The sequence below is a fragment of the Mucilaginibacter pankratovii genome (genome assembly GCF_014773265.1).
In the GTDB taxonomy this organism is placed as follows: Bacteria; Bacteroidota; Bacteroidia; order Sphingobacteriales; family Sphingobacteriaceae; genus Mucilaginibacter; species Mucilaginibacter pankratovii.
In genome coordinates, this window is sequence record NZ_JACWMY010000008.1 from 173,705 (window position 1) to 199,296 (window position 25,592).

Here is a 25,592-nt window from a genome sequence, read left to right on the forward strand (position 1 = left end):
CTTCACCTACTGTTATCAGATGTGTAATTGCAATCCATCTCACGCTTTCTCAACCTTATCCCAGCCATTCATCTACTATCCGATAAAAATCGACAGTAAGGCCACGGCGGCGAGTAAGAGTGACAGGTGGCCGATTGATATTGATTTAACTTTTGATACCTCGCTGCTCCATTTCGAAAAAATCAACTCTATTTTATCTGTGAGCTCACAAGGCATCGAAATGTAAATTATGCTGAGTATGCAGATCAACATAACGTCATGTGTTATTTCATACATTAATTCCATGATTGTTCTTAGTTAAGCTTTGCTTTGAAATTAGCGCTCTTTTCCGTGGGTTATGGGCGTTCGTGCGAACTATAGTTGTTTTTGTGATTAATAGTTATTGAGGAAATTTTAACTGATCTATAAGTTTTTTGAATGTGTTTGCCTAATAAATAGCATACGATCAGTGCTGCGACTACGATTAAGTTTTTAACCGTCAGCCGGTCAAAACCAACGCTGTTCTTTCTTTGATAACCATGCTTCAAATTGTTCATAAACTTATTTTTTTATGTCCTCGCTATACATACAAAACACAGAGATTAAAAATTGCTATCATTTAAGATTTCTTAAAAAACAGATGAAAATCCGGAAGCTCCCTTCTTACTTATCACGTTTTTGTGTGCACCGGCTCCCATTTGCATTAGTCGCTATTCAATCACTTTTTAGGGCGGATAATTAACCGCAATGCCGGGTCGTTCGTCATCAAACTCAAGAACCAATTATAGGCGAGTTTAACCTTGTTCCCAAACCCAACAATAGGGATGATATGAACAAATAACCAAACAAGCCAGGCAGGCAATCCTTTAAAAAACGCCTTTGGTAAATCAACTACAGCCTTATATTTCGAGATAATGGCCATACTCCCCTTGTTTTTATATTTGAAAGGTTTTAGCACCTGCCCGGAGTGTAATCGCTTAAGATTTGAGGCAAGGCAAAACCCTTGCTGAATTGCCACTTGTGCAAGTTGGGGGTGCCCGTTTGGATAATCTGCATCCGTTGTTTGAAGGCATTGATCTCCAATTGCAAAAATGTTTTCTGCCCCCTTTACCTTATTAAATTCATCAACTATAATTCGGTTGCCCCGGCCTATACAATCGTTAGGAAGCCCCGGCACTTGCCGTGCAATAACACCTGATGTCCAAACCAGCGTTGCTGCCGGGATACATCCTCCATTGGAAAGATGAACATCTCCGTTAATATAACCCTTAACGGCAGTATTTAATTTTACCTGCACACCCAATTTGTCTAAAACCTTATAGGCCTCCGCCTGCGATTTTTTGCTCATAGGGCCAAGTAAAGCGTTCCCTGAGCTGATCAGATAAATATTGGCATCAGCCTCTTTAAGCTCCGGGTAATCTTTATTAATAAGCGACTGAATCATCTCTGCCAACATGCCGGAAACTTCCACACCGGTTGGCCCACCTCCGGAAATCACAATGTTCTGCAGTCTGCATTTATCCACCGGGTCATTTGTTCTTACGGCTTTCTCGGCATTCAACAATAAATGGTTACGGAGATGGATTGCATCGTCAATTGTTTTTAAGGGCAGAGCGTGCTTTTCTATACTTTCCAATCCAAAATAATTGGTCTCCGTCCCCATCGCGAGCACTAAAATATCATAACTCAGATCGCCATTCGATGTCTTAATTTTATTATCTGATGCTACAACCTCCTTCAATTCACCGAGGTGAAAACGAAGGTTTTCTTTGTATTGAAACATTCTCCTAAACGGGTACGTTATATTCGACGCTTCGATAAAAGCAGTAGACACCTGGTACAGCAGCGGTGGAAAAAGGTGATAATTATTCTTATCCACAAGTGTTACATTAAATATTGGGTTTCCGGCAAGATGCTTTGCCAGGTTCAGGCCCGCAAATCCCCCTCCGATGATTACTATTTTCATATAATTCCCTTTTTATTCGCCTGTCAGGATTTTCAGATCTGAAACCGCGATCAAATAAGACAACTGCGCGGCATACATATCGGCCTCGGATCTTGCCAGCATCGACTTTGTACTGAGCAGGTCGGTTTTTACATTAAGACCGGCAGCTTGTTTGCCTTCTTGTACTTTCAGTTCCTCTGTCTGGTAAAAAACAACCTTTCGTGTAACTGTAATGAGCGCCTGTGACTGATTGATTCTCCTGTAAGCCTTTTCGATATCATTATTTACCTGCTGCTGGGTATTAAGAAAGTTCTCTTCGGATTGCTTTAGCTGAAATTGTCTCTGTTTTACAATCTTTCTGTTTGAAAAAATATCCTGCAGGTTCCATTTCAAATTCACACCTATGTAGGGGTTGTTGGAGGGTAATACAGCACTTCCGAATACATAAGAGTACCCGCCAATTAAACCTATATCAGGTATATTACTTTGCCTGGCTGCTTTTATTCCCAATAAAGCTTTTGATTTATTCAGGGTAGCTATTTGCAAGTCGGCATTTGAACCGGATGCTACGTTCTTATACTCTTCTAAACCATTTATCTGTTGAACAGTTGGCTCTATCCCGGCAAGCTTTAATGAACCCGTATTGATACCTGTAAGGTTGGTCAGATCACCAGTATAATCCTGTATTTGGATGTTTATCTTCAGGATGTTCTGTTCTGCGTCGGCAATATTAGCCTGCAACCCTGCTTTATCTGCCGTTATTGTTTTACCGGCTAATAATGCATTTTCAACATCAGTATATTTCGACTTAGCCAGCGCCAGCTTTGCCTCTGCTTCATCCAGTTGCTTTTGTAAGATCAGCGTTCCGTAATAAAGCTTTACTATTGCCTGCTTTATTTGCAGCGACGTTTTGAATTTTTCCCTTTCGGTTAATGCCTCGTCCGTTTTGTCCACTTTTAATAATGTACCGATTTTGGCCTGTTGGGTTATGGGCTGGTAAACCGATATCCCTGTGCTGTAGTTATTTTTTTGACCTACGTTAAAAGTTCTGTCGCTGTTGGGAAACAACTCATTATTTGTTTCCCCAAGCGTGCCTTTAGGGATGGTGATCTCTCCCAAATTGAAAATATGCTGATAGTTCCCATTTAAGGTAGGCGTGGGATACCTCTTGATCTCATCTTCTTGAGTCTTCGCCTGCTTTTCTTTAATTTCCCACTGTTTTATAGCTAATACGTGATTGTTCTTCAAGGCAGAATCTTGTAATTGTTTTAATGTGTAAGATTCTATATTTTGAGCATGCAATGAGATACTGCGGCATAAGAGCATAAATATTGGCAGTAAAAGGCATTTTATAATTTTTTTCATTTTGCGGTTGGCTTTAATTTTTTTCTAAATTGTTCTGTTTTGGCTTTATCCAGGCAATGTATAGTACAGGAACAGAGATTAGCGCCATAACCATGCTCCATACCACGCCAAATGCCAGTACACTTGCAAGAGGGGCCCACATCGCAGATCCGGATATGATCATTGGCAACACACCAATTGCAGCCGCCATGGCCGTAAGAAAGATGGGCCTTAAGCGCCTTTTCCCTGATTCTATAGCCGCTGCTTTTAAATCAAGCCCGTGTTTCATCAGTTCATGGGTATGATCTACCAGGATGATCGCATTACGTACCACAATTCCCGAGAGTGCTATCAAACCAATAAAAGAGGTGAAACTGAAGTAGTTACCGGTGAGATAGAGGCCCATGATTGCGCCAAACAAGCTTAATGGTATCGTAAGCATTACTATCGCCGCCTCTTTCAGATCGCGGAATTGGAAAAGAAGGATAAAAAATATCAGCACAAGGCTCACAAGCAATGCAGTAATTAATTGCCCCAGTGCTTCTTTTTTGTTAAAATCTTCGCCGCCATAATCAATGCGATATCCGTTGGGCAATTGTAGTTTAGCTATTTCAGGCTGTATAGCTGCCAATAGTTCTGACGGAAGTACCTCGTGTGTTGTTTCGCTTTGCACGGTAAGCGTTCTCACACCGTTTCGGTGCATGATACGGCCGGTTTGCCAGCGAGGTGTTAAATCTGCAATTTGCCTTAGCGGAACATCAGCGCCGGTAACAGGGGATCTCAAATAAATATTCTGGAGATCGTCAGTGGTCTGCCTGTTTTTTGCATCCAATCTAAATACAACATTTACCGGATTATTGCCTTCATAAATGGTAGAAATAGCAGCGCCGCTAAACCCGGTGTATACTGATTGAGAGATACCGGTTGTAGTATAGCCCAGGCGGCTGGCTTCTTCTTTTAATTTTATTCCAATTCCATAATAATCTTCTGCAAAGTCGCTTCTTACAAAACGACTGCCTTTCGCTTTTTTTATAATATCACTTACCTGTATTCCAATAGATTTCAAATGATCGATATCCTCGCCGATAATTCTAACCTCTACCGGCGCTTTGAGCGTTGAACCCTGTTGCATTAATTTAACGTAGGTTGTTCCCTCTGGTATTAATTTATCTACTTTGCTGCTTAATTCCTCGGCGAGTTCGTCAGTAGTCTGTTCTGTGGTTGTATTAATCAGTATCTGTGCATAATTATTTGTGGGGAATTCCGGCGAGAAATTATAATAGAACCTTGGAGAGGCAGTACCCGAAAATGTTGCATAAGACACTACTCTTTTGTCATTTTTCAACAATGCTTCCGCCCTTAAAATCGCCTCCTGGGTCTTTTCTATTTTTGTACCGGTAGGCATCCATAATTCTACAACAAACTGGCTCCTTTCTGCCGCCGGGAAGAATTGTTGTCTTATTCCCTTTGCAAACAGTATCAATGCAAATACAATAGGTACTAAACTGCTTATGATAGTTATCTTTGGATGATTGACGCACCAATCTAAAAGCTTGTTATACCCATTCTGCATTAAATCCAGCAATGATTTTCTTTGTTTCTTTTTGGTTGCTTCTTCTTCGGGAGCATCGCTTTTTTGGTGTAACCCTTTTTTGATAAAGGTGTAACAAAGCATAGGGGTTAATACCATTGCTACTATAAATGATGATGCAAGGGCTACTGCCACGGTTATAGGCAATGCATAAATAAATTCACCCGTAGTTCCCCGTAACAAAATCATCGGCATAAATGAAGCGATGATAGTAACAGTTGCGGCAAGTACCGGTACTACTAAATCATTGGCACTCCTCCATGCGGCGGTGGCCCTGTCAACACCTTCGTCCAGCAGTTCAACATAATTATCGGCAATTACAATAGCATCATCCACTACCATCCCTAAAACGAGTATCAGCGCAGCCAGGGAAACCTGGTGCAATTCAATCCCCAATGCATGCATTATGGCAAAGGTTACCGCAACGGTCATCGGGATTGCCATAGCTGCAACGGTAGCTATACGTAGGGGCAAAAGCAATACAACCACCACGATCACGGATACGATGGCCAAAAAGAATTCATGGATGAAATGCGATATGTTTTCGTCAACCACCTGGGGCTGATTAACAACAGTGGTGATTTTGATATCGGATGGGATTACCTTTCTGGCTTCTTCAATCTTGCCGGTTATTTCTTTACCAAATTTCACGATGTTATTACCTTCCTGCATCTGAACCGAGAGGATCACGGCTTTATTGCCATCAACTGTAATAATGGTCTCCGGATCAGCGTAATCCCGGGTTAAGGTGGCTACATCTCCCAGTTTTGCTACAGAACCCGATTGGGATGTGCCAACTATTTGATTGGCCAGGTCGGTTTCGGTATTATAGTAGCCATTTGTATAAAGCGGCGTTTTGTTGCTGCTTGTTTTAACCTCGCCGGTTGGATTAATGTTGTTTTGAGATTGGAGGAGCTTTACCACCTGTTGGGCGTTAACACCATATTGCGACATTTTCTCTGTGTTTGACGACACCACAATTTCCTCTTGCTGCTCGCCTATCCGCTTTATTTTTGAAGCAGCGGGTATAGTGCGCAAATAATCTTCCAATCTTTGGGCATAATGTTTTAATTCTTCGTAGCTGGCGCTCTTGCTTTCCAGCCCGATCACCAGGGCTTCGGTATCGCCGAAATCCGAGTTTACAACAGGCCCTTTAACACCGTCCGGTAAATCAATTTGCTTGGAAACTAAAAGCTGGTGGCGAAGCTTACTCCAAAATATGTCGGGTTGTTTTACACGCTCGGTAAGCTCTACGTTTACTACCACAATGCCATCTCTTGTAGTAGAGTATGTTTTTGATTTATCTACCTCTTCATACTGAAAAAGATATTGTTCCAGTTTTTTTGTAACCTGGTCTTCCACCTGTGCGGAGTTAGCTCCCGGGAAAGATGCAATTACTAAGCCCTGGCGGATGGTAATTTTAGGATCCTCCCTGCGTGGCATATTCAATAGGGAATTTACACCAACCGCAAAAAGCAATAGCAATACCGATAATGTGACTTGCTTATACTTAAGCGATGCTTTTATAATATTCATTTCAGTTTTATTTATTGGTTATAGAAATTGATGAACCGTCAGACAGTCTTTTCTGGCCGCTGGTAACCACCACTTCGCCGTTAATAAGCCCCGAAATAATTTCAATTTTGTTATTAAACATATTCCCCAGGCTGATTCTGCGCTTAAATACCTTGTTCTGCGTTTTATCCAGCACAAAAACGTAGCTCTGATTTGCCAGATCCTGTTGAACGCATTCTGCCGGTAATAATATCATCTGCTTTTTTTCTGTGGTAGCAATCTTTGCCTCGGCAATCATTCCTGGCCGGATAAGCGATGCCGGGTTATCCAGTTCAATTTTAATGGTGAAAGCCCTGGATGTAGCATCTGCTGCCGAGCCAACTTCAATTACTTTACCTGTGAATACCTTATCAAGTGAGGAAATATTAATCTTGCTTATTTGCCCAATCTTTACTTCATGCAGTTCCGACTCCGGAACGTAGGCCAGCACTTTTACCTTTCTGATATCTGCTATAACAAACAACGGGGTACCAACACCCACAATCTCGCCTATCTCTGTTTGTTTTTTGAGCAATACACCGCTAATTGGCGAATACAACCTCGTATCCGACAGATTTTTTTGCTGTAACCGTTGTTGAAGTTTTGCCTGCTGTAAATTGAACCCTACTTTGGAAAAGTCACTTTCACTTAAACTGCCTCTGTCATGCAATATGTTTAAGCGGTTAAACTCGTCGGTAGCGGTGCTAACCTGTACATCGGCTGTTCCCTTGGCAATGGAATAATTGGTTGGATCCAGGCTGGCGATCATTTGCCCTTTTGTAATATTTTCCCCTTCTTTATTGGAAATGTAGTTGATTTTGCCACCCACCATAAAACTAAGCCTAACGGTGGTGTTACCTTCTATATTCCCGCTTACAGATACTTCTTTAGCGATGGTATCAGGATGAACCACTTCCGTTTCTACTGCTGTACTTAAAGGCGCGTTCTGGGTGGCATGCTTGTCTTTAGTTTTACAACTAAAAAGTAAAAACAGCGGCAAAAAAGCCGGGAAAATCAGGGTTTGTATAAGTTTTTTATTTTGTCTCATGTTACTCTATTTTATTATTCTGTGAAAAATTGTTCTTGTATTTGTACTTCGTTTATGTCAAAAAAAAACAGGATGCTTTTTATTTTCTCAATAAATTCTTCATTGCCTGAAAGGATAAAATCCAAGCGTTGCATGGTGTTGGCGTTTAAGACAGCTTCTATTTCCTCGTTTGGAGATAAAGTTGTCGCTTGGATGTCTTTTGAGGTATAGCTTACATATAGTTGGGTAAGAAAACGCCTCTCAAGTATTTGCAATTCTTTTCGGAATACATATTGCTCGTTCACAGAGAAATAGAGTAGAGAGACCTGCTGATATTCCTCGTCAGTCAGTTTTAATTTTATCGTCGGAAAAACGGACGCAATCCCAAGATCATCTGTTATATATATATAATGAACACCCATTCCTTTAACATCCTTATGCATTAATAAAAATTTATAATGCAAAGGAAGGCAAGAAGAATGAGGCTGCTTTTAAGATATCTTAAAAAATGAAAAAGTATCTAAATCAATATTCGAACCTCGCAACATGCCTTAAATCACCTTGATTCGATCCTGTTTTGTCGCGATAGTAGTAACCTATCGGCTTATACCTCCTGGCCACAGTAATCAGGCCCCAATTCCCCTCGTCGATGAGATCACCAGGACCGGGTCCGATGGTAATGTTTTTTGATATAACTAATGATTTCATTTTTTTCCGTTTTAATATGAAATGGTATATGCAGGGTATTTATTTGTTTTTTCGGTAACCATTAGGCCTCGCTCCTTTTTTAAATCGTCCGCTTCACGAACAAATTTCCGGGATAAAAGCGCACCAGCGCTTTCATTTTCAAACGAATTGATATGAAAAACAAAGTATCCGGTTGAACCCCTGAGAGCGATCGCCTGGCCAAATGAATACTTTTTCCGGCGGGTTTGTAAGATGGCTTTGATTTAAAGACAGAGATGGCAGGGGAGCGACGCAGTCTGAATCGGTTTGTTCCAGCAGCCAAATGGTATAATAAAAACCGGAGCAGCGACCTGCCCGCATTAACGATGTTCTGCAACCAAACCTTAAAGGGGGGTAGGGCCCCAAACAGGCAAAACTGCTATGGGCCAGGCAATGTGAACTGTAACCCACAAAATCTGTGAAATATCAATACTTATATTGAAATATCAATACTGTTTCCCCCAAATACTCTAATTAACTAATTGATTATCATATACTTAATAAATCGGCACGATATTTCAATGGGGTTATGCAATTAAAAGGTGCTGGCGATAAAGCACCTTACTCTTTTCATCATTGATCTTTAGCGCATGAGCATGACCTTTACTAATAACGATATTGATAGCGGCCTGGGGTTAATTCAAAAATACCGGGATGCTTTTGATAAATACCAAAATGATGGCATTATTGAGATGGATAAGAGGGTGAAGTATCGGTTTGATTTTCAGATATATCGCATGGAAGATATTCTTCCAATTGTTAGCAGAGTAATACCCCCGATGCGGCAGTCTACCTATTCCATTGCCTTAATAAAAAAAGGGGCGGGGGAACAATCCATAGGACAATTTACTTTTCCAATTACGGATAACAGCCTATTTGTAGTGCCAAGATATGTAATACACTCCAGCAAATATACATCAACCGATTGCTCGGGATATTTACTAATGTTTGATATTGACTTTTTTTTAAACTCCTCCTTTATCAAAGATCGGATCGGCAGAAACAGGGTATTAAAAAATCCTCCCCAGCCTTATCTGCACATTGATGAACAAAAAGCCCGGGCCCTTGCAAAGATCTTTGAATGTATAATTGAAGAATTTACTTCGGGCGATGAAGCAAACCGGGAAATGATCGCCATAAAAATTCTTGAATTGCTGATCAACTTTGACCGGTTTTTAATAAAGGCTGAACTGTCAGTTAAAACGGTCAACTTTCACCCGGTGATCGAAAAATTCAACGAACTCCTTGAACGTAACTTCGATAAATATAAAAGCGTTCAATATTATGCTGATGCATTAAGTATTCATCCTAACCATCTTAATTTTCTGTTAAAAAAGTATAACGGAACGAATGCAAAACAGAGTATAAACAACAAAATCATAGTAGAATCAAAATATCTCCTATCAGATCAAAAACTCATCATCAAAGAGATCGCTTATAAATTGGGATTTGAGGACCCCAATAATTTTTCAACATTTTTTCAAAAACATGCCGGCATCTGCCCGGTAGCTTTCAGGAATTCATTAAATAAAAGAATGACAGGCACTTTTGGTTAAGTGGTATAACATGCTTTAAACTGTTTTAGAACATTTTCAAAGGTGATCAATCTTTTTGTTCGATCTTATGAGGCCCAATTTTTTTATCCTCGAATTCAGCGTCGACACATTGATCTTCAACATTTCTGCAGCACCATCTTTGCCGCTGATCTTCCATTTACATTTTTCAAGTACCGCCAAAATATGGTCGCGTTCGTTTTCCTCAATAGATTTCATTTGTCCTCCATTATTAAGCAAAAGATCGCTATTTATCTGTTTGGGAAAGTTGATCGATTCTATCATCGTACTTTTTGCCAGCAAGACACTTCGTTCCATTAGGTTTTCCAATTCCCTCACATTTCCGGGCCACGAATAATCAAGTAATTTTTTCATCACGCTTTCCGTAAACCCCGTAATTATTCTGCCTTCTCTCTGAGCGAAAATATTGATAAAATGGTTTGCTAATGATATGATATCTTCCTTCCGTTCGCGAAGAGCAGGCATTTCAATAGGAAAAACATTTAGCCGATAATAAAGGTCCATTCTAAATCGGCAGGATGCTATTTCATCTTCCAATTTTCGATTAGTGGCCGCAATAACACGAACATTAATTTTTTTTGTCGATCCGCCGATCGGCTCAATGGTTTTTTCCTGTAGAACGCGTAAAAATCTTACCTGCAGCTCCAGCGGCAACTCCCCAATTTCATCCAGAAAAATTGTACCACCGTCGGCCTGTTCAAATTTCCCCGTTCGTTTGTTGATAGCCCCTGTGAACGAACCTTTTTCGTGACCAAACAGCTCCGATTCTATCAGGTTTGCAGGCAGTGCTGCACAGTTAACGATCACTAATGGTTTTGCTTTGCGCGAAGAGATCTGGTGAATGCACTGGGCCACCAGTTCTTTTCCTGTTCCGCTTTCACCCAAGATAAGTACCGAAGTATCGGACTGGCCTACGATGTTAATATTTTCAATTACCTCAAGTATACTCCTGCTCGTACCGATGATATTACTCAGAGCTGCATTGTTTAAAAGAGCGGGAGAATTTTTAGAAAGCCCCTCGCGTATTTGAGCCGATTCCAGTTTTTCCCGCTGAAGGTAGCAGGCAATGTCCAGCATAACCAATACATCCTTTTCGCGGAACGGCTTTACCAGGAACCCATACGGTTTAGTTAATTTTGCGGCTTCCAGAAACTGCTTTTGTGAATTGGCCGACAAGAATACAAAGCCTATATTTTTTTCTGATAGCGCCCTGGCCAGGTCTATACCATTAAGGTTACCCTGCAGAGAGATATCAAGCAATACCATATCCGGTTTTTCCTTTTCAACAATGATCAATGCTGTAGGAACAGACCTGGCAACTGAACATACCTGGTAGCCGGCGCGTTCGAGTATCGCCTGCAAATTAAAAGCTTCAATAAACTGATCTTCTACTATAAGTATTTTGCTTTTAGTCATGAGTAAGCTTCCTGTTGCGGTTGATTTAAAAAGTCCGAAGTTTCATTAAATTGATCGTTTTTAAAGGTGATAGTGACCTTAGTGCCGTGATCATTTTCAAACCCGGCCTGCGCATTTATGTCCTGGCAAAGCCCCCTGATCAAATTGAGCCCAAGTGAACCCCTTGGCGTGTAAATCATCTCCTGGGGCATACCGATGCCGTTGTCGGCTATCATTAAGGTAATTTGGTCATCGCGTTGAACCATTTGGATCGTTATAGTGCCATTGGGGTTTTCGGGGAATGCGTATTTAATTGAATTAGTGACCGCCTCATTAATAATTAAAGCAAGGGGTATAGCTTGTGAAACGCCAAGTTTCAAATTTTCAATATCCAGGTTAAATCTTATTTGCTGCAGAATGCCAAAGCTTTCGCTTAAATAGTTGATAAATTCGGGAAGGTAAACGGCCATGTCGATAGTTTTTAGCTCATCAGACTGATATAACTTTTGATGGATCAAAGACATGCAATAAATACGGTGCTGGCAATTTTCTATCGCAGTTAATGCCTCACTTTCCAAATTTGCTGCCTGCAATTCCAACAGGCAGATAACCGTGTGCAAATTGTTTTTAACCCGATGATGAACCTCCTTTAACAACCAATCTTTTTCGGACAGCAATTGTTCCAGCAGCTTATTCTTGTGCATAATAACCATGTTGGCTTGCTCTTTATTCCTGAATTGTTTGTAAAGTAATCCAACAATGATAACGAGCAAGAATATGCCGCCTATAGTTAAATTTCTGACAAGGTTAGCTGTTTTGTTCTCTTGTGTAAGCAAGCGGATATCCTTGTCTTTTAACGTGATCTGGTGTTCTTTCTTTTCAGTTTCAAACTGGATCTGTAGTTGCTGAATTTGCTTGCTTTTGGCTTCATTAAATAGCGAATCCTTGATCTGGTGGTACTTTAACAGGTATTGATTCGCAGATCTGAAGTTCCCCTCGGCGCTATCCAGTTTAAACCATTGGAGACTGTTACGTCCGATCATCGCAGGCTCATTTATTTTATGCACCAAATTTGTGGCTTTAATTAAATATTGGCGTGCCAATGAATACTGCCCCGAAGCGAAATAATATCTAACAAGCAGTGTATAAGCTAAATCAAGGACCTCTTCACTGATTTGCTGATGATTAATTATATCAACAACCCTATTGCAGTACGGTATCGCCTTACCATATTGCCGAAGAGCGGTATAAACGTATATAAAAGAACCATTTATCACAATAGCGGACCCATAGTCCTTCGATTCCAGATATTTCTTTGGGAAATCCCTCAATAATTTCGCCGCTTCTTCGGTTTTATTTAACCTTATGTAGCTCTTCACAATATTCCACAATACCGTACTACTATTTGAAGCGTCATTATATCTTTCTGCTATTTGCAATGCATTTTTTAAATAAACTATTGCTTTTTCATTTTGATCTGTATCCATAAGAATTATGCCTATGGTATTATATATTCCGCAGAGTTGCATCGTGGTATCTTTAAGGCTTTCGGCAGTATGCAATGCGGTTAAGCCGTAATTTAACGCCTGCTTATAGTTACCCAAACTAAAGTAGGCACTTGCAAATTGAAGATAAACACTATGTACCTTGCTGTAATGCGCAGACTTATAAGCTGCAATGGACAGCTGAAGTACTTCTATCGCTTTCTCGTATTCATTATTGAGCATGTATAAATCACCCAAAAAACCGTAAGCTTTTGCTGCTAACATTACCTTTCCGGCCAACTGGTAGGCAGCGGCTTCCGCCTTGATAATTTTTATCTTGGTAACAAGTTGTTTTGGATCATTATCATCATAATAATGTGATAGTTCGGAGTAAGCCTGCGCCAACAGGTATTTATCACTATTTTGGTTCAGAACTTGTATCGCCTTTTCTCCAAGGGCTATTCCGGCATCACGCTGCCCTATTTTTCGTAGTAATGACGATTTCGCCATTAAAATACGCCCATTGACGAGATCTGATTTAATTCTGGCATTCAATCGTTCGGCTTGTGCAATATATCCTGCGGCACTATCCACACCTGCTTTATTTTCGCCGGCTTTTGAGATTTGAAACTCTGCCAGTTTTAAAAGTGCGCTGACATGAGCCGTATCCGGCAAACTTTTATTCAGTATTTTAATCAAAGAATCCACGCTATGACGTGTTTGATCTTGCCCGCGGACAGATGAAAGCAGGAGTAAGAATGAGATAGTTAACACGAATCGGTTCATCGTCTGAATGGTCTAACTTAAACCAAAACCTTTGTTATAAAATTTCAAATTGATTGTCAATTGGATAATGCACTGTCAACACAAATGCCTGGTTTACGTACACAGAGCAGGAACGACTATTCAAATTCGAACTTTACATTAGCTAAAATATTTCGTGGCTAATTATTAAGCTAATTTACTTATACACCTTTAAATAATCACCATTAATATCAAAAAAAGTATTGAATTTTCGTTTATTAAATACTTGCTTGGGCAGTGGGGCGTAAACCGAAATTCAGAAAAGAATTCATTTTCAAATAAGGCAGGATTTTTATCTGAGACACAAAAAAAGGACCGAAAACACGGCCCTTTTAACATTATCCAGTTTAGTACCAGGCTGGGTTCAACCTCGGAAACGATAGATCTACTATCCGGCATTCTCCTTATTGGTTTTCCGTCAATCCAGGTCACATAATGCAGCGAAAATGGTGGCAATCTTCATTAAATTTTTCATTCGTACGTGATTTAATTCTTATTTATTATTGAGCTCATCTTTGAAGAAATACAGAATGGCTGAGAAGCGCAGTGGGTAACTATATTTTGTCCCGGTGGCCATACATACGGCAAAAATTATCCCTTTTTGAAGTTTCAATTCCAACATCACAAAAGTCCGGTGATTAGTTTAGGACAACCTTTAATTTTCAAACAATACCATTTAATAATCAAATAATATTCTATTTTTTGATGTGTTTGATCCGGAAACCTATAAAAGTTAAATAGTCAATACTTGTAATCTCTATAACAGTTATTTAGAACCATCGTTAATCAGGGCCATTATTACTATTCCATTTTCATAACCTGCCCATCCGATGCAAGGCTGGAAATGAATAATAGTTGCGCTACCGTACTATCATTGGCCTTTAACACAGCAACGGTAATATGTATTACTACTAAAGCACAACAAATTGATTATCAAAGGTCATCGTTTGATTTTAAAAGTTCTGATAACCGAAAATGGTGGACTTTTACTTAAAGCAAACAATAACACTTGGTTTATTTATTGGCGACGACTTAGCCTACCCGGATGTTTCTAAGGTTACCAGGTTATATCGTTATTGCGGAATTAGTATTGCTATCAATATGGCTGTACCGGTGATACATTAATACTCAAAGAGATGAACAAACAAACAAAAAATGGTAAAATAATAAATTGTTTACTGACACGAACAATTATTAAACTGCATGAAAATGGGTTTTCGGAAGACTTTACTGAAGAGGAAGGAATTTATACCTGTATTCAATGCAATATGCAATTTTCCAGTTCATATATCCAAATCAATATCTGCGATCTGGTCTTTGATGATTTTTCCGGCCGCTATAAATATATCTACACCATCGAGTCTTATTCTGGGCTTAAAGGGGTCTTAATTGCAGATTCGCCATATTTCAATACTGCAAACTAACATGCAAGTGAGCCGACTTAGTTATTTCGGTTATCCTAATAATTAAAATTAGTTGAATTTTAAAGGTATTGCTATAATTGTTAAAGACTTTTTATGCATCAAAGGGATAAATTTGTCTGTATGTTTTTTTATACCTGTAACGGTGTACAAAATCAGAATGGTTATGGTAATAAACAGAGAAGAAAGTTACCTTAACTTGAATGGCCAATGACATTAAAGTTGCCTTGTTATAACTCGAATGACATAGGCGCGGGCAACGTTTGAACAGGTACCGCGAAAAATTTTATGCCTAAGACTTATTGCTTTGCAATTGAATGCAACTAAAAAGTATTTGAAAGAGACAGGAATATCATTCAATGTATAAATTAAACTTATGACAGGCCAATTTTGCGGAACTAATGAGGATATGTACATGCTTCAGCAATACTCCGACGTTTATAATAAATATCTGAAAGATGGTGTAATAGATCTGGATAAACGGCTTGGCAAGCAATTCAATTTTCAAATCTATCGCATAGAGGATGTTGTACAAAGCGTGAGGGGCATTGTGCCGCCGGGCCGCCAAACGCCGTATTGGATCACTTTTGTTAAAAAAGGCACCGGAGAAAAAATGATTGGCACATTTACTTTCCCAATTCAGGATAATTTATTGTTTATTGTTCCCAAACAGGTTATTCATAGCAGCAGGTACACATCATCTGTAGATACCGCCGGATATATTTTAAATTTCAGTATCGATTTCTTTTCAAATAAACCTTTCCCTGTACAATACATTGCGGACAGAAAAGTGCTAAAAAACTCAATCAGGCCGTACCTGCACGTCGACGAAAAACAAAAAACGGAGCTTTCCGAAATATTTGAATACATCCTAAAAGAACATGGTGCTAATGAACACGAGAATAAATTGATGATTGCAATAAAGATTCTCGAATTACTGATCTATTGCGATAGAATCTTTGCAAAAGCCAACCTGATAAATGATGAGATCATGTCACATCCAACAGTTGATCATTTCAACGAATTGGTTGAAAATAACTATAATAAAAAAAGAATGGTGCATTTTTATGCCAACGCGTTAAATGTACATCCTAACCACCTAAATTTCCTTTTAAAGAAATATAGCACTATGACCGCGAAGCAAAATATCAATAAGCGGATCATCGTAGAAGCCAAATTTCTTTTAGTAAGTTCTAAATTGCATGTCAAACAAATAGCTCTCCGTCTCGGATTTGTAGATGCCAACAATTTTTCGAGCTTTTTTCAGAAACTTTCAGGCATTTCGCCGCTGGCCTACCGAAAGAATGCCGGCGGACCGGCTGATTTGTTTTAACCGCAGGCTCACATTTCCATGAATCGATCGTAAAACTACAGCACTTCAATCATCCTTTCTGTTGATTTGATCTCCAATAAGTGCCCCGCCGACAACAGGATCATTACTTTCATTGGAACACTGCGAAATTTCCCTTATTACGGTATTTTACCTTTTTCCCAGGCTTCACAACAACTTCATTCAACAGGTGGCTGTCTTCGGACAGGGATGCATTGATCATTTGTTGTTTGCCAAGAATAACAGGAGTGTGACCGACTTGTAGCCAATAAAGGAAAGAGTGACCGTTTTGACATATAGAATTACTGGCGAGGTGATAGCGACCATCGCTGCCGGTACTTGTCCCTATGGCGGTTCCGGTAATCAACGGTAAAGCTAATGTGTAACTACAGCGCAAAAATATCCTACTTGAAAATCAAAGTCTTTCATTTGAAATTCAAATCCGCAGGTACATCCTTGCCGGTAGCTTTGTAATGTACCGGAAAAGGCCGGTGATCCGGAAGAAACGATTAGCTTGAAATTTTTTTCGCGATAATTAATACTATCCGGATTAATTAAAAATTATCGGAAAATATATGAGAGAATTTGTAGTAAAAACAACTTTAACCCAACGGGATGACCGGTCGCTCGACCTCTATTTCAACGAAGTTGAAAAGATTCGCCGGATTGAAATAACCGAAGAGGAAGCACTTTTTAAGCGAATTGAACAAGGCGACAGGCAAGCGCTTCGCCAATTAATTGTTTCCAACCTACGCTTCGTTATATCTGTAGCCAAACAATATCAAACCCAAAGTATAAGTCTGAACGACCTGATCAATGAGGGAAACCTTGGAATGATACGAGCTGCGCGCAGTTTTGATCCTAAAAAAGGCTTCCGGTTTATTTCCTATGCGGTTTGGTGGATCCGGCAAGCCATTTCAACAGCTGTACAGGAACAAAAACGTTTCATTCATTTACCTTTAAATCAGTTGACCATGCTGAATCAGTATGCCCGTACAGCGGCAAAAATGGAGCAGCAGATGAACAGAAAACCTACCTGTGAAGAAGTGGCCTTGGAACTTGGCGTAGATGTACAAAAAATGGAAGAACTACTTTCCAATGCAGAATTAACCACCTCCATTGACCACCCTGTATCAGGTGGTTCTACCACAGTATTGAGGGAGTTGTTACCTGATGATTCAAGACCTCCTGACGAGGTGCTTATCAAAGAGTCGGTTATTTTCGAGGTTAACCGGGCGCTGAATATTCTTGGTAAAAGAGAAAGGGAAATAGTCATGCTCTTTTTTGGGCTTAGTTCATTTATACCGCATCGCCTCGAAGAGATTGCCGGGAAGTTATGCCTGTCCGTTGAACATACAAGAAGATTAAAAGACCAGGCCTTGGATAAACTGCGGAGCTCTACGCACGCCCCCTCTCTAAAATCCTGCTTTAGTTAAACTAATCATAAAATGAAGGACATTTTTTTGATCGGGATATCAGCTGGCCGACCTGTTATTTGAATTTCAGACCAAACCCTTTGATTTATAAAGAGCATTGCAATTACCCCCCTATACCTTAGCCTTTTTAAATCGAAGAACGTATGGGAATGAAAAATGCTGAAAAGAAACGACTGCTTGAACCAGCCTGGAAAAACTGGGGACCATACATCAGTGATCGCCAGTGGGGAACGGTACGGGAAGATTATAGCAAAAATGGCGATGCCTGGTCATTTGTAACGCACGAGATGGCGCGCAGCAAAGCGTATCGATGGGGTGAGGATGGTATAGCCGGGATTTGTGATAAAGAGCAGCTGCTCTGCTTTTCAGTGGCATTCTGGAACCGCCATGATCCTATACTCAAGGAACGATTCTTTGGCTTAACTAACCAGGAAGGTAATCATGGCGAGGACGTAAAGGAATGCTACTATTATCTCGATAATACACCCACACATTCTTATATGAAGATGCTTTATCAGTATCCGCATACATCATTTCCCTACAATGACCTCGTTACTGAAAATAGCCGCCGGTCGAAGGCAGATTCCGAATACGAGCTACCGGATACCGGTGTTTTCGATCATGGCCATTTCGAGCTCACCATTGAATATGCCAAACGGGATCATGACGATCTGCTTATCCGAATAACCATAACGAACCATGGGGAAGCAGCCCAAATAAATGTAATACCTACACTGTGGTTCAGGAATACATGGTCATGGAATGAGGGAACCGAAAAACCTGAGATTAAAAAATCAGGCCCGAATTCAATTGCCATCGATCATTCCGGCTTGGGCAACTGGAAACTAATTTGCTCCGGCGCGCCTGAATTATTGTTTTGCGAGAATGAAACCAATACCCGCAAACTCTATCAATACGGTGAATCCGGTCAGTTTTACAAAGATGGTATCAATGATTTTATCGTGTCGGGTAGTACAACGGTTAACCCCGACCTAAAAGGAACCAAAGCTGCGGCAAACTACCTGGTAAATTTGGCTGCAGGCGAAAGCCATCAGTTATATTTAAACCTCTCATGCAAAGGCAAAGGGCTTAACGGACTGGAAAAGGTCTTTTCCAACCGGATTACCGAAGCTGATGAGTTTTATGAGGGATTAATGGCTCCGTTAAATGCAGAAAATGGAGCAGAAATCCGCCGACAAGCTTTTGCGAGCCTACTTTGGAATAAACAGTTTTATGCACTAAACGTAAACACCTGGCTTGATGGTGATGACAATACATTTCCACCGCCCCAGGAACGAAAGGAAGGCAGAAATCATAAGTGGAGACACTTTGATAGCAAAGAGATTATTTCGATGCCTGACAAATGGGAATTTCCATGGTTTGCTTCCTGGGACCTTGCTTTTCATTGTTTGCCCCTGGCAGAAATAGATCCGCAATTTGCTAAAAACCAACTCCTTTTACTGTTAAAGGAGAATTTCATGCATCCCAACGGACAGTTACCCGCCTATGAGTGGAATTTCGAGGATGTAAACCCACCAGTTCATGCGTTTGCCGCTTTAGCTGTATATCAAACAGATAAAAAATTAAATAACGGACAGGGGGATGAAAAATTTCTTGCAAAAATATTCCACAAGCTGATGCTTAACTATTCCTGGTGGTTGAACAGAAAGGACGCCGAGGGCAGCAACATTTTTGAAGGAGGGTTCATGGGATTGGATAACGTCGGTATTTTCGACCGGGGAATGCAATTCGATAACGGCATTCGTCTTGAACAAATCGACGCTACCAGCTGGATGGCGATGTACAGCCTTAACATGCTCCGCATTGCCCTTACCCTGTCCAAACATAATGATGTATACGGGGATATGGCTGCCAATTATTTCGAGCATTTCTTATCCATAGCCGGTGCGATGTCTTATCTCGGCAACCGGCAGAGCGGGCTTTGGGATGATGAAAGTAAATTTTTTTACGACCAGCTTCGGTACCCGGATGGCAGTTTCGAGCCAATCAGGATAAGAAGTATCATTGGTTTTTTGCCGCTGTTGGCCGTTGAAATCGTAAGTGAAGAAGAAGCGCTTTCGCCTGATTTCCGCGAGCGTCTTAAATGGCTGAGTGAAAACCGCTCGCACCTTGCTTCGCTGGTTTCAGAATGGAGGGATCAAAATGAGCACGGAGAGCACCTGATGAGCCTGTTAAGGCGGTTCAGGATGAAAAGTCTGTTAGCGTATATGCTCGACGAGAAGGAATTCTTGAGTCCCTATGGTATACGCTCACTTTCTAAAGCATATGCAAATGAACCCTATAAAGTGAATACAGGTGCCAGGGACATGGTCATTCAGTACCTGCCGGCCGAAAGCGACTCTTCCATGTATGGCGGAAATAGCAACTGGCGCGGCCCGGTATGGATACCATTAAATTACATGATTATCGAAAGTCTTAATCGTTTTCACCGGTTTTACGGCGACCGGTTCAAGGTTGAATGTCCTACAGGCTCAGGCACCCTCATGAATTTAAAAGAGGTAGCTGAAGAACTCTCGCGACGACTTGCAGCAATATTTCTTCCCGGGAATGATGGCGATCACCCGTTTCGGGGAGCCGCTGATAGGAATCCAAATAGCGATAGTATGCTGTACTGGTTTAACGAGTATTTCAATGGTGATACAGGAATGGGACTTGGCGCAAGCCATCAAACCGGATGGACGGCACTAATAACCAAGTATTTATAATTCAACAAATATAACCGATGGAACCCCAATTCGCGCTTCTGGCGAAACAAGTTCGTATTTGAACAGTGAATGCGTTTTAAAGGTTAGTGCTAAGGTATGCAACCTTTGTTTAAAATTCATGGTCGTCAGCGCAGTTGCGCCGGCTAATCTAATTACCCTAATACAATTCGCCGCTATGTTACCTGCAATAAATCAGATAGTCGCTAAAACGTGGGCAAAGTTAGCTGCTCGCGCAAAAATCAAACCTCTACCAAAGATGGAAGCAGGTAAAAAGGAAATTGCCTTTGGGATTGATATCGGCGGAACGAATTCGAAGTTTGGATTAGTTACCCGTGATGGAAAGATTTTAAGTGAAAGCAGCGTTAAAACCAGGCATTACGCCACCCCGGAAGATCTCATAGCAGACCTTTATACAAAATATATACAGGTCATCCCCGAATATTTGGACGAATACCAGATCATCGGCATTGGCATCGGCGCGCCGAACGGGAATTATCATACCGGATGCATAGAACATGCCCCTAACCTGCCATGGGCAGACATTGTGCCTATCCGCGAAATCGCCAGCCGGATGTTTGGTTTGCCGACAGCGTTGACCAACGATGCGAATGCTGCAGCGTCAGGTGAACTGATCTTTGGCGCAGCAAAAAACATGAAGCATGTCATCGTCGTAACCCTCGGTACGGGCGTAGGCAGCGGGATAATTATTGACGGTAAAATGCTCTATGGAAGCACCGGAGTTGCCGGGGAACTTGGGCATACAGTGATTCGCAACCACGGGCGACAGCATTGGACCACGGGGTCTAAGGGGGTTTTGGAAGCATACTGCTCTGCAACAGGAATAGTACTAACCGCGTTGGAATTAGCAAAATCATCAAAAAGGAGCTCTTCTTTGCAGCAAATACCAGAAGCGGACATAAATGCGAAAAAAATTTATGAATGCGCAATTGCAGGTGATACTTTGTGCCAGCAGGCCTACCAGATGACCGGTCAGTTGCTCGGCGAGGCATTGGCGAATTTTGCCATGTTTTCAAGTCCCGAAGCGATCATTCTCTTTGGTGGTGTAACCCAGGCGGGGGAATTGCTAATGAACCCAACAAGGCATTCTTTGGAAAAAAACCTGCTGCCGGTTTTTCGCAATACCATCAAATTGATGTACAGCGCGCTTCCTCAATCTGATGCCGCTATTCTCGGTGCAAGTTCGCTCGCATGGCATGCGTTACTTGGGAATTAGTCTTATAACAAGACGAATACCAATGAAGACATAGGTATGAAGGCGCATTCCATAGTAACATTTATTATTATACAACTCACTATTTACGAATAGACGGGGGCAATACAATTCCCGAAATCATTGCTCCGGAACTTACCAATGCATACGGCTGACCATATAGCGATAAGGTACTTTCCGAAGCCGTAACAAAACATACAGTACAGGATAGTTTGTGTTTTATATTTATTGATATTTGATACCAACCAATTTTTCAAAGCCAGGGCCGGCGGCTTTTATTATTATTAAAGTCCTGTTTTTGCTGTTTTGCTAAATCCCTTATACTCTATTTCATGAAGCCACTAAAAGCGTTATTGATCTTACTGAACCTGTTTGCTTTTCCATTCCTGTGTTATAGCCAGGCCCCGTCTGTCCGGCTGATCAATCTGAAGACCGAATATACATCAAGGCCACTGGGGATTGATGTTAGCAAACCCAGGTTTAGCTGGCAGATGGCCTCAGCGCTGCCGGGCTGTTATCAAACAGCTTTTCAGATCGTTGTAACCGATGAGGGCGGGAAAACCGTATGGGACTCCGGCAAAAAACAGGAAAGTGGATCGCTGAATATCAGGTATGCCGGAAAGCCGCTCAAAGCCCGTACCCGTTATAGCTGGCTTGTAAATGTATGGGATCAGCAGGAAAGCAAACACAGCAACAAGTCGTGGTTTGAAACCGGGCTGATGGATCCGGACGGACAGCTTTCGGCGTGGAGCGGCGCTAAATGGATCGGGGGTAGTGATGATGACCTGCCGCTGTATCCCCAATACCTGCCTGTTTTCAGGCTCAGCTTTTCTATTCAGCTCGACGAGGCCTCCGGCAGCACACATGCCGGGTTTATTTACGGGGCCAATGACAGCCGCCTGCTGGATAAGAACAAAAATTATTACGGGATACAAAATAAGAAGGATAGTACTTATATCCTCCTGGAACTGGACATTGCACCGCTCGGCTCAGGCGGATCGGCGCAGCTGAATATTTACCGGGTGGGTTATAAACCCGGCGACCGGAGAGACAAGCCCTTTAAAAGCTTCACGATACCGGCCTCGCTGATCGGCAACAATAACAAATATGAAAAACATACGGTTTTCCTGTCATCCGTAATGGGGACCACCCAAATATACCTTGATGCCGAAAACAAACAGCACCTGGTAGGCAGCGTCGGGCTAAATCCCCTGGGGCAGGGTGGCGATTACATAGCTTTCCCGGTACTTGCGCAGATCGGATTCAGTGTCCCCAACGGGCAGGCCGCTTATTACTCTAACATCCAGATCAGAAATTTCCGAAGCCCGGCTAATGTTTTGTATTCGGGTTATACCTCGCAGGTAAAAGTGAAAGGAACAGCCGTGCAAACGATAACGTTAATTGATCCGGCCCGGAACGCTATGCCCATGCTGCGCATGGTGTTTCCTGCCGTAAAAAAGACGATTGCAAAGGCCCGTCTTTATGTTACCTCACGCGGTATCTATGATGTTTATTTAAATGGCCGGAGGATCGGCAGTGATTATTTTAACCCGGGTTTAACTCAATATAATAAAACACATCTTTACCAAAGCTTTGACGTTACCAGCCTCGTCGTTCCGGGTAAGAACGCGATGGGGGCCGTGCTGGGTGAAGGATGGTGGAGCGGTGGTAGCACCTATTCCGGCGATTTTTGGAATTTTTTTGGCGACCGGCAATCCCTGCTTGCCAAACTCGTGATTACTTATGCCGACGGTAAAGAAGAAACGGTAGTAACCGATCCTCAAAAGTGGACCTATTTTAATCAGGGCCCGGTGGTTTGTGGAAGTTTTTTCCAGGGAGAGGTTTACGATGCTTTAAAAGAGGCTGGGATACAAGGCTGGTCGAAGGCTTCTTTTGACGATTCAAAATGGCACCGTGCCGTTGAAGTAGGCCTCGCCGGGCACATTAGCCTCGACCCCAAAAACAAAGCATCCGGCATACCGGCGGTTGATGACTACAGTGAACTTAAGCTCATCGGTCAGTTCGGCGAAACAGTGAGGAAGGTGAAGGAGTTAACTGCAAAAGCGGTGGAAGAAGTACGCCCGGGTGTGTTTGTTTACGATCTGGGGCAAAATATGGCCGGCGCGCCGTATATTTCCCTTTCAGGTATGCCTGCCGGGAAAAAAATTACAGTTCGTTTCGCGGAAGTAAAATATCCCGATCTGCCTGAATATAAAAGCAACATCGGCATGATCATGTTAGAAAATATCCGGGCCGCTATGGCACAGGAGATCTATATTACCCGGGGCGGAAAGGAGATCATCAGCCCGCGGTTTACCTATCACGGCTTCCGTTATATTGAAATTACGGGAATAGACAGAGCGCTGCCTTTAACTGCGGTAAAGGGCGATGTTTTAAGTTCGGTGCACCGGTTCAGCGCATCATATGAAACCTCCAATACAGCGGTGAACAAATTGTGGCAAAATATCACCTGGTCTACACTCGCCAATTTCATGTCGATTCCTACCGATTGCCCGCAGCGGAACGAACGATTGGGCTGGAGCGGCGATATCTCCGTTTTTAGTGGCACTGCAACTTACCTGGCGGAAGTACCTCAATTTTTGCGAAGGCACATGCTGGCCATGAGAGATGTGCAACGGCCGGATGGACGGTTTTCTGACGTTGCCCCACTCGGCGGAGGATTTGGCGACACCTTATGGGGAAGCGCGGGCATTGCCGTTGCCTGGGAAAGCTACCAGCAATATGGCGATATTGATCTGCTGGCAGAGCATTATGATGCCATGAAGGGCTACATCAAATTTTTGATTTCCCAGATCGATCCGAAGACTCATGTACTGGATGACAAGAACAGGGAACACTGGGCCAGCCTGGGAGATTGGTTGAGCCCTGAGTATAATAAAACCGAAAAGACATTGTTATGGGAAGCTTACTTTATCAACGACTTGCAGCAAATGGCAAAAATAGCCGCAGCATTGGGTAAAAAAGAGGACGAAAGCTGGTTACTTAACCTCAGCCTGGAACGGACAGCTTTTTTTAACGCTACCTATATCAATCACCAAACCGGCGAAACCGCTTTCAGAGATAAGGTTGTTGATACCCAAACTTCGTATGCGGTTCCATTGGCGTTTGGTATAATTGACGGCCAGGAAAAAGATCGCAGCGTAAGCCACCTTGCGGCGGCGGTTAAGCGGAAAAACATCAACGACCAGGGAAAGTTGCTTCCTTCTTATTCGCTAATGACCGGCTTTATCGGTACGGCATGGATCTCAGCAGCGCTTTCAGACAACGGCCTCGCCGAACTGGCTTACCGCCAGCTTCAGCAAACCAGCTATCCCTCCTGGCTGTACCCGGTTGAGCAGGGTGCAACAACCATATGGGAAAGGTTAAATTCCTATACCCATACCGAAGGTTTTGGCGGCAATAACAACATGAACTCCTTTAACCATTATTCTTTTGGCGCGGTGGGCGCCTGGATGTGCAGCCGGTCTTTAGGTATTCAGCGGGATCAAACTACGCCGGGTTTTAAACATTTTATCCTGGCACCAGAGCCCGACCCTACCAAAAAAATGACCTATGCCAGGGGCTTTTACGAATCTCTGTACGGCAAGATCGAAAGTAGCTGGCGTTTGGATAATAAAAACTATTATTATCATTTTCATGTTCCTGCCAATACATCTGCCACGCTTTATCTCCACACAAATGAGGGTGATGACAGTGCTGACGCGGATAAGCCACTTGTTAAGGGAGTGGGCGCACAGTATCGCGGCCAGCAAAAAGGGAAATTTATTTTTGAACTCTCTCCGGGGGATTATGATTTTCAGCTTAAAAATTAAAATACTCAATAACAGGTATAACCGTTGTGATACAATAGTTTTTACAGCCGCAATTTTCGTGGTCAAGAATTTAGGGCCCCAGTCATCGATCTTAACATCTGTATCTTTTCCCGGAGCTCCACGCCACCCGGGGCCAGTAACCGTTTGATGCACTGTTCCGCTTATATTTATATTGACCTGTGCAAGCCCGAC

14 protein-coding genes are annotated in these 25,592 nt (G+C 42.0%); 7 read left to right on the forward strand and 7 right to left on the reverse strand.

From position 1 onward, the window contains the following. Positions 1–697 precede the first annotated feature (697 nt). Genes IDJ77_RS16455 through IDJ77_RS16475 form a run of 5 tightly spaced genes read right to left on the reverse strand, consistent with a single transcriptional unit; the run spans position 698 to position 7,883 of the window. Complete coding sequence (locus IDJ77_RS16455; protein ID WP_191190064.1) at positions 698–1,945, reverse strand: NAD(P)/FAD-dependent oxidoreductase; 1,248 nt, start codon at positions 1,943–1,945, stop codon at positions 698–700. Positions 1,946–1,957: 12 nt separating this feature from the next. Beyond that, positions 1,958–3,289, reverse strand: coding sequence for a TolC family protein (locus IDJ77_RS16460; protein ID WP_317174352.1), 1,332 nt, complete (start codon positions 3,287–3,289; stop codon positions 1,958–1,960). A 13-nt stretch (positions 3,290–3,302) separates the two neighbouring features. Then, a complete protein-coding gene (locus IDJ77_RS16465) occupies positions 3,303–6,395 on the reverse strand; it encodes an efflux RND transporter permease subunit (RefSeq protein WP_191190065.1) in 3,093 nt (1,030 codons plus the stop codon). A gap of 7 nt (positions 6,396–6,402) precedes the next feature. Then, positions 6,403–7,461 carry an efflux RND transporter periplasmic adaptor subunit gene (locus IDJ77_RS16470; RefSeq protein ID WP_191190066.1) on the reverse strand — a complete coding sequence of 353 codons (1,059 nt, stop codon included), beginning with the start codon at positions 7,459–7,461 and terminating at the stop codon, positions 6,403–6,405. A gap of 14 nt (positions 7,462–7,475) precedes the next feature. Further along, positions 7,476–7,883, reverse strand: a complete 408-nt coding sequence (locus IDJ77_RS16475) for a hypothetical protein (RefSeq protein WP_191190067.1) — start codon at positions 7,881–7,883, stop codon at positions 7,476–7,478. 873 nt (positions 7,884–8,756) lie between these two features. Here IDJ77_RS16475 and IDJ77_RS16480 point away from each other — a divergent pair. Next, positions 8,757–9,722, forward strand: a complete 966-nt coding sequence (locus IDJ77_RS16480) for an AraC family transcriptional regulator (protein WP_191190068.1) — start codon at positions 8,757–8,759, stop codon at positions 9,720–9,722. 36 nt (positions 9,723–9,758) lie between these two features. Here IDJ77_RS16480 and IDJ77_RS16485 read toward each other — a convergent pair whose 3' ends face one another. Continuing rightward, entirely contained in the window at positions 9,759–11,156 is a 1,398-nt protein-coding gene (locus IDJ77_RS16485) for a sigma-54-dependent transcriptional regulator (protein ID WP_191190069.1), read from the reverse strand. Then, complete coding sequence (locus IDJ77_RS16490) at positions 11,153–13,405, reverse strand: tetratricopeptide repeat-containing sensor histidine kinase (RefSeq protein WP_191190070.1); 2,253 nt, start codon at positions 13,403–13,405, stop codon at positions 11,153–11,155. The genes IDJ77_RS16485 and IDJ77_RS16490 overlap by 4 nt, the downstream gene beginning before the upstream one ends. 1,154 nt (positions 13,406–14,559) lie before the next feature. On the opposite strand from IDJ77_RS16490, the gene IDJ77_RS16495 reads away from it, so the two are divergent. The 6 genes from IDJ77_RS16495 to IDJ77_RS16520 all read left to right on the forward strand — a co-directional run bounded on the left by IDJ77_RS16495 (position 14,560) and on the right by IDJ77_RS16520 (position 25,400). Further along, positions 14,560–14,847 (forward strand): hypothetical protein, encoded by a 288-nt coding sequence (locus IDJ77_RS16495; RefSeq protein WP_191190071.1) that lies wholly within the window; start codon positions 14,560–14,562, stop codon positions 14,845–14,847. Between the two features lie 373 nt (positions 14,848–15,220). Continuing rightward, on the forward strand, positions 15,221–16,177 hold the full coding sequence (locus tag IDJ77_RS16500) for an AraC family transcriptional regulator (RefSeq protein WP_191190072.1): 957 nt from the start codon (positions 15,221–15,223) through the stop codon (positions 16,175–16,177). Positions 16,178–16,749: 572 nt separating this feature from the next. Next, entirely contained in the window at positions 16,750–17,610 is an 861-nt protein-coding gene (locus IDJ77_RS16505) for a sigma-70 family RNA polymerase sigma factor (protein ID WP_191190073.1), read from the forward strand. 143 nt (positions 17,611–17,753) lie between these two features. Beyond that, positions 17,754–20,336 carry an MGH1-like glycoside hydrolase domain-containing protein gene (locus tag IDJ77_RS16510; RefSeq protein ID WP_224751128.1) on the forward strand — a complete coding sequence of 861 codons (2,583 nt, stop codon included), beginning with the start codon at positions 17,754–17,756 and terminating at the stop codon, positions 20,334–20,336. Positions 20,337–20,592: 256 nt separating this feature from the next. Continuing rightward, complete coding sequence (locus IDJ77_RS16515) at positions 20,593–21,570, forward strand: ROK family protein (protein ID WP_191190074.1); 978 nt, start codon at positions 20,593–20,595, stop codon at positions 21,568–21,570. A gap of 329 nt (positions 21,571–21,899) precedes the next feature. Beyond that, entirely contained in the window at positions 21,900–25,400 is a 3,501-nt protein-coding gene (locus IDJ77_RS16520; protein ID WP_191190075.1) for an alpha-L-rhamnosidase, read from the forward strand. Positions 25,401–25,592: the final 192 nt, after the last annotated feature.